6 protein-coding genes are annotated in these 6,000 nt (G+C 39.4%); 1 reads left to right on the top strand and 5 read right to left on the bottom strand.

Going from position 1 to position 6,000, the window contains the following annotated elements; translation table 11 throughout:
• Positions 1 to 23: 23 nt before the first annotated feature.
• Positions 24 to 1,372 (top strand): IS3 family transposase gene (locus ADJ60_RS11090; protein WP_152907437.1). Its coding sequence is split into 2 segments (ribosomal slippage): positions 24 to 465 and positions 465 to 1,372, totalling 1,350 coding nucleotides; the frame shifts between segments, so codons are not numbered across the junction.
• Positions 1,373 to 1,450: 78 nt separating this feature from the next.
• On the opposite strand, the gene ADJ60_RS05885 is transcribed toward ADJ60_RS11090, so the two are convergent.
• The 5 genes from ADJ60_RS05885 to ADJ60_RS05865 form a co-directional block, all read right to left on the bottom strand.
• Positions 1,451 to 1,798: a hypothetical protein gene (locus tag ADJ60_RS05885; RefSeq protein ID WP_000331824.1), complete on the bottom strand. Its 348-nt coding sequence runs from the start codon at positions 1,796 to 1,798 to the stop codon at positions 1,451 to 1,453.
• 15 nt (positions 1,799 to 1,813) lie between these two features.
• On the bottom strand, positions 1,814 to 2,491 hold the full coding sequence (locus tag ADJ60_RS05880) for a DUF1129 domain-containing protein (protein WP_049543990.1): 678 nt from the start codon (positions 2,489 to 2,491) through the stop codon (positions 1,814 to 1,816).
• Between the two features lie 11 nt (positions 2,492 to 2,502).
• Positions 2,503 to 3,447, bottom strand: a complete 945-nt coding sequence (locus tag ADJ60_RS05875) for a magnesium transporter CorA family protein (protein WP_000815623.1) — start codon at positions 3,445 to 3,447, stop codon at positions 2,503 to 2,505.
• Between the two features lie 159 nt (positions 3,448 to 3,606).
• Positions 3,607 to 4,773, bottom strand: coding sequence for a tyrosine-type recombinase/integrase (locus ADJ60_RS05870; RefSeq protein WP_049543988.1), 1,167 nt, complete (start codon positions 4,771 to 4,773; stop codon positions 3,607 to 3,609).
• A gap of 197 nt (positions 4,774 to 4,970) precedes the next feature.
• Entirely contained in the window at positions 4,971 to 5,984 is a 1,014-nt protein-coding gene (locus ADJ60_RS05865; protein WP_049543987.1) for a virulence RhuM family protein, read from the bottom strand.
• Between the last annotated feature and the right edge of the window lie 16 nt (positions 5,985 to 6,000).

The raw sequence follows: 6,000 nt of genomic DNA, 5'->3' as shown, positions 1-6,000 counted from the left end.
CTAACTTTTGGGGTGTTTTTATTATGAAATTAACTTATGATGATAAAGTTCAGATCTATGAACTTAGAAAACAAGGATATAGCTTAGAGAAGCTTTCAAATAAATTTGGGATAAACAATTCTAATATTAGGTACATGATTAAATTGATTGATCGTTATGGAATAGAGTTCGTCAAAAAAGAAAAAAATCGTTACTATTCTCCTGAATTAAAACAAGAAATGATTGATAAAGTCCTACATGAAAACTGGTCTCAAGATAGAGTTTCTCTCGAATATGCTCTCCCAAATCGTGGTATGCTTCCAAATTGGATGGCACAATACAAGAAAAACGGGTATACTATTGTTGAGAAAACAAGAGGGAGAGTACCTAAAATGGGACGTAAACCAAAGAAGAAACCCGAAGAGATGACAGAGTTAGAACGACTTCAAGCAGAAAACGAGTATCTGAGAGCGGAGAATGCTGTCCTAAAAAAGTTGAGAGAACTCCGCTTGAAGGAGGAAAAAGAGAAAGAAGAAAGACAGAAATTGTTCAAGAATTAATCACTGATTTTTCGTTAGATATTCTTCTAAAAACCATTAAACTCGCTCGTTCGACCTACTACTATCATTTGAAACAGCTAGACAAACCAGATAAGGATCAAAAGCTTAAAGCTGAAATTCAAGCTATTTTTACCGAACAAAAAGGAAATTACGGCTATCGTCGAATCCATTTAGAATTAAGAAATCGTGGTTATGTGGTCAATCATAAAAGAGTTCAACGCTTGATGAAAGTGCTCAATTTACAAGCTAGAATCCGCAAGAAACGCAAGTATTCTTCTCATAAAGGAGATGTTGGCAAGAAAGCAGACAACCTTATTCAACGCCAATTTGAAGCAGCTAAACCAATGGAAAAGTGTTATACGGACGTGACAGAATTTGCCATTCCAGCAAGCGCTCAAAAGCTTTACTTATCACCAGTTTTAGATGGCTTTAATAGCGAAATTATCGCCTATAATCTTTCAACTTCACCCAACTTAGAACAAGTAAAAACAATGTTGGAACAAGCATTCACAGAGAAGCGCTACGAGAATACGATTCTCCATAGTGACCAAGGCTGGCAATATCAACACGATTCTTATCATCAGTTTCTAGAGGGTAAGGGAATTCAAGCATCCATGTCACGTAAAGGTAACAGCCCAGACAACGGCATGATGGAATCTTTCTTTGGTATTCTGAAATCGGAGATGTTTTATGGTTATGAGAAGTCATTTGAGTCGCTCAACCAATTGGAACAAGCCATTGTAGACTATATTGATTACTACAACAATAAACGAATTAAGGTAAAACTAAAAGGACTCAGTCCTGTGCAATACAGAACTAAATCCTTCGGATAAATTAATTGTCTAACTTTTTGGGGTCAGTACATTGCAGTTGCTTTTCGTTTTCTAATCAGTAATCTCGCTAGATATGAGTTACTTGGTCAACTCTTGATTATAGGAGAGAGCCAAATCAATCCAGTAAGGCAATTCTTTTTGGCCTTCTATATCTAAGTCTATATACCCATGATAAAGGCGCCCCCTCATCAATGTAGTATGAGCTCCTGTTCGGGGTAGAACTTGCTTCTCCATTTCCTTGCCAATTCTGACCATAACCAGTTCATCCTTTCTGGAACTGACAGTAAGGACCATTTTACCACGAATCATAAAGGCCAGGCCACCAAACAGCTTCTTTTCTTCTAGCTCTTCTTCGAAAATTTGGGGAGGAAGTTTGAGCGCTAGAATTTTTCGAATCTGCTGAGCTAAAGATTGACTATATGCCATAGCTCTTTCCTTTTCTTAGTAACGTGTTGGTCCTGCACTTGCGCTGCGGATGTTCAAGTGTTTCTTGAGATAGAAGCGAAGGGCTAGGAGGGCTGCTCCAATAATAGCTAGTGGCAATGGAGCAAGTACTGGGTTAAGGCTAGCTGGTAGGAAGCTTGTTGCAAAGAAGACAAGCAACCAAAGGAACATAGAAGCTAGGATAACCAGTACAGATTTCCAGAAAGGTGGACGTTGACTTCGGTCCATATCAGGTCCATAGTATTGGTAAACAAAGTAGTACATCAAGTAGAAGGCAAATCCACCAACCAGTCCAACTAATAGGAGGGTAATCAAACCGTAACCGATAGCTTGATCTGCTGAGAAGAAGGTTGTGAGGGCGCTGACGAGGGCAAAGAGGCTAGTGATGAAAAGAGCCGAGTCCATAATCATGAGTTTTGGATCATCATTTTCCTTTGGATGCTCTTTTTCATATTGTTCCTTGACAGTGAAGCTGTGCGCCCAGTGGGTCGGTGCGCCATAGAGGGAACGAGCAGTCGTACCCTTGGCTTGCTCTTCAAGGATTTGGGGAATAACTTCCTCAAAAATAGCCTTGATTTCAGCATCTGTTTTTCCATCTTTGATGAATTGTTGGGTAGCAATGTGGACAAACTCTTGGTTTTTCTTTGTTAATTTTTGTAGATCAATCTGAGACATAGGAACTCCTCTTAGAACCATTTTTTATGGATGAGATAGAGAGTGAGCGAGACACTCATAGCAAAGGCGATAAAGACGATTAACCAGAAGGCATTTGGCTCGCCGTTTAGGGGGATTTCATTATCCTTAAAGTTCATCCCGTAGGCAGAAAAGACCATGGTTGGGATGGACATGACGATGGTCACAAGGGCCAAGGTTTTCATGATGTTGTTCTGGTTGTTAGAAATGATAGAGGCGAAGGTCTCTGTCATAGAATGCAAGACGTTTCCATAAATGTCTGCCATCTCGATGGCCTGTTGGGTTTCAATCAGGGTGTCTTCAAGCAGGTCTTCGTCCTCAAGGTATTTCTTGATATTGCTGGTTGAGCTGGTCAATTTCTTAATCACACGCTCATTTGTTTTGAGGGAGGCCTTGAAATAGACGATGGTTTTTTCCAATTCCATGAGCTCAATCAATTCTTCATTTCGAGTTGATTGATGCAGTTGACTTTCAATCTGTTCACTCTTACGATCAATCGAACGAAGGGCTGTTAGGTAAAGCTCTGCATTGCGATAAAGAATCTGAAAGATAAAACGCGAACGCATGAAGGTATAGAAATTACGCAATCGACGGTTGATAAAGACATCGAGGACCGGTAATGGTTCCAAACAAGTAGTGATAATGGTTTCCTCTGTGATAATAATACCAAGCGGGATGGTTACGTAGTAGGTGCGGTTATTTCTTTCTTCTGTGACCGGCACGTCAACGATAATCAGGGTGTACTCGTCTTCAATCGTAATACGAGACATTTCTTCCGCATCGAGCGGTGCTCGAAGGTCGGCAATATCGATATCGAAGGCGTTAGCGATTTCGAGTGATTCATTTTGAGTCGGATTGACGAGATTGATCCAAGTACCCGGTTCAAGTGTATCGATCTCTTTAAATTCAGTTGTTGTAGAGAGAAAAACTTGTTTCATATCCCTTATCCTTTCTCATTTTTCAGATTTTTCACACCGTACTATTATACTACAAAATCGGCCTTTTTCAAAATAAATCTAACAAAAATCCTGTTGCTATTGGATTTTTACTTTGTCTTGAAATGTTGATTTTTGAATTTGCTCCCCTTTTTGCTCCCCCTATAGTGCTTTTAGTGCAGTTTCGTAGAATGATACTGCTTTTTTTGCGTTCTCTTTGGAGAGGTGGCTATATATATCCATGGTCATTGATAAAGTGGAATGACCTAGGCGGTACTGGAGTTCCTTGTATGGTATTCCAGAGTTAAGCAAGAGACTAGCGTGAGTGTGACGGAATCCGTGAAAGCCAATGTTAGGAACGTCAGCACGCTTAAAATGTGTTTGCAATCTTCTTTTAAGTCTTGAACTGCTAGGATAGTCATGAATGAAATCCGAAAATACCACGCTTTCACGTTGCCCTATCTTCCAAGCCTCTTTAGTTTGTCGTAGTTTGTACTGCTTCAGCATGCTAACAGTCGCTTGATCTATATCTATATCCCGATAACTAGCCTTAGATTTTGGGCTATTGATTTCTAGATCCCGATTTAGTGTTTTGGTAATATGCACAACGGCATTATCTAAGTCAATATCAGACCAGCTAAGCGCTAGAGCCTCATTGATACGGCAACCAGTAGCCAATAGGAACTTATAGAGCGTCGTCTCATAGTAATAACGATATCTATCGCTATCTAAATTATCGAGATAAGCAAGAAACTTTTTTAATTCTGGATTTTCAAAGTGTTTTACCTTTCGGCGCTTTGCTTTCTGAGTGTTACGAGGTAAAACCACATCACGCGCAGGATTGGACGGTATAGCTTGCATGGTTACGCCATACTGTAAGATACGTTTGTTTAAAGCATGTATCTTGTCATAGTGTAGAAAAGCCCCTTTTTCCCTTCTATTGGTCTTGTCAGCAAGTTCGTTGATAATAGACTGGATAAGTGGAGTAGTGAGCTTATCGAGCTTGTAAGCCCCAAAAATAGGCAATATATGATTATCAATTAACTTTCTAACATTGCCTTGAGTGTTTGGCTTAACCGTATTCTTATAACTTTCTAACCAGAGATTAGCTAATTCTTGATAGTTTTTTATGGTGCTAGCCTTTTGTCTAGTAGATCCTGCTTTTTGAAAAGCAATTTTTTCTTGAGTAGCTTTCTGCTTAACTTCCTTTTGTGTCCGCCCCGTTACCTTAGTTTTAACTTTCTTTCCTGTTACTTGGTCAATTCCTAGATATACATTAGCACGATAGACTCTGCTACCGTCTTTTTTTATAACTTCAGTTATTTTCATGATGATAAACCTTTCTAAAATACATCAGCAGGCAAGCTATTATTAAAAAGGTTTTAGATTGTGGTTTATATCATGCCAGGGCTTCACAGTTTGCCCTGTATTCGATTTTAAAGAGTCAGGCGGTAAATAATACCAGAGTTGGAAACAAGGCGGATATGAGGCTAATATGGGCTTGTTTATAGTAAACAGGCCTGTATTTAAAGTTTTTTATCGTCAGTTAGTTGTTTTAAAGTTTTTTCAAAGTCCGAGTTTATCTTTTGAGTTTTGTTGAATAGTTGGTATTCTGCTTTTGCTTTATCTTTCGCAACCTTGGAAGTGATTTTCCCATGACCTTCTAAAATATCGTATTCTTGGAAAGTCAAAAAGCGGTCAATGCTTTGGGCTAGTTGTTGCATTGTCTGAGCTTTTCGCTGTTCTATCTGTCTTTCCAGGTAATCAAAATAGCTAGATATTCCTCTTTCAAGGGAACGGATCTGTTTTTCTGTTAGGTAATTCTTTGCTATTTGAGTATCTGCTTGCAGTATGCGGCCATTAGGGGAGTTTTTCCATGTTGTAAGTCCCATGTTGTCTTTTGTGTGGTCAGCTTTCGTGTAGATAATTTCCGCAGCAGTTTGGCCAGTGATTGCATAATGAAACTTATTCTGTACATCAGCATAGAATTGCTTAGTCAACGTACTTTGTGGGTCATAGTCGATAGAGATTTCAGCAAAAATATCTGTAATCTGTAACCATATACGGCGTTCACTAGCCCGGATAGAGCGCACGCGCTCCAACAGCTCACGGAAATAGTCTTTTTCCAGCAAGTTTTCGCCTTGTTTCAGACGGTTGTCATCCATGGCGAACCCTTTTATCATGTACTCACGAAGTACCGAAGTAGCCCACTGTCTAAATCTCGTAGCTTTTTGGGAATTGACACGGTAACCAACTGAAATGATGGCATCAAGGTTGTAGTAGCTGACATCCTTAGTTTGGGTTTTATCAGCAATTGCACCGTGTTTTGTGGTTATTTCCATTTTGGAAACAACCACCTTTTCTTCTAATTCTCCCTCTTCAAAGATATTTTTTAAGTGCTTACTAATTGCAGGAACACCGACATCGAAAAGTCTAGCCATTTCTTTCTGACTAGCCCAAATCGTTTCGCCTTTGATGATGACACTAGCTGTCTCGCTATCGTTGTCAGCGGTATAGATTAAAAATTGTAATTCGTTCATGAGATCCTTTCTAAAA

Source organism: Streptococcus pseudopneumoniae (assembly GCF_001076775.1).
GTDB classification, from domain to species: domain Bacteria; phylum Bacillota; class Bacilli; order Lactobacillales; family Streptococcaceae; genus Streptococcus; species Streptococcus pseudopneumoniae_G.
This window is presented reverse-complemented; position numbering and strand designations above follow the sequence as displayed.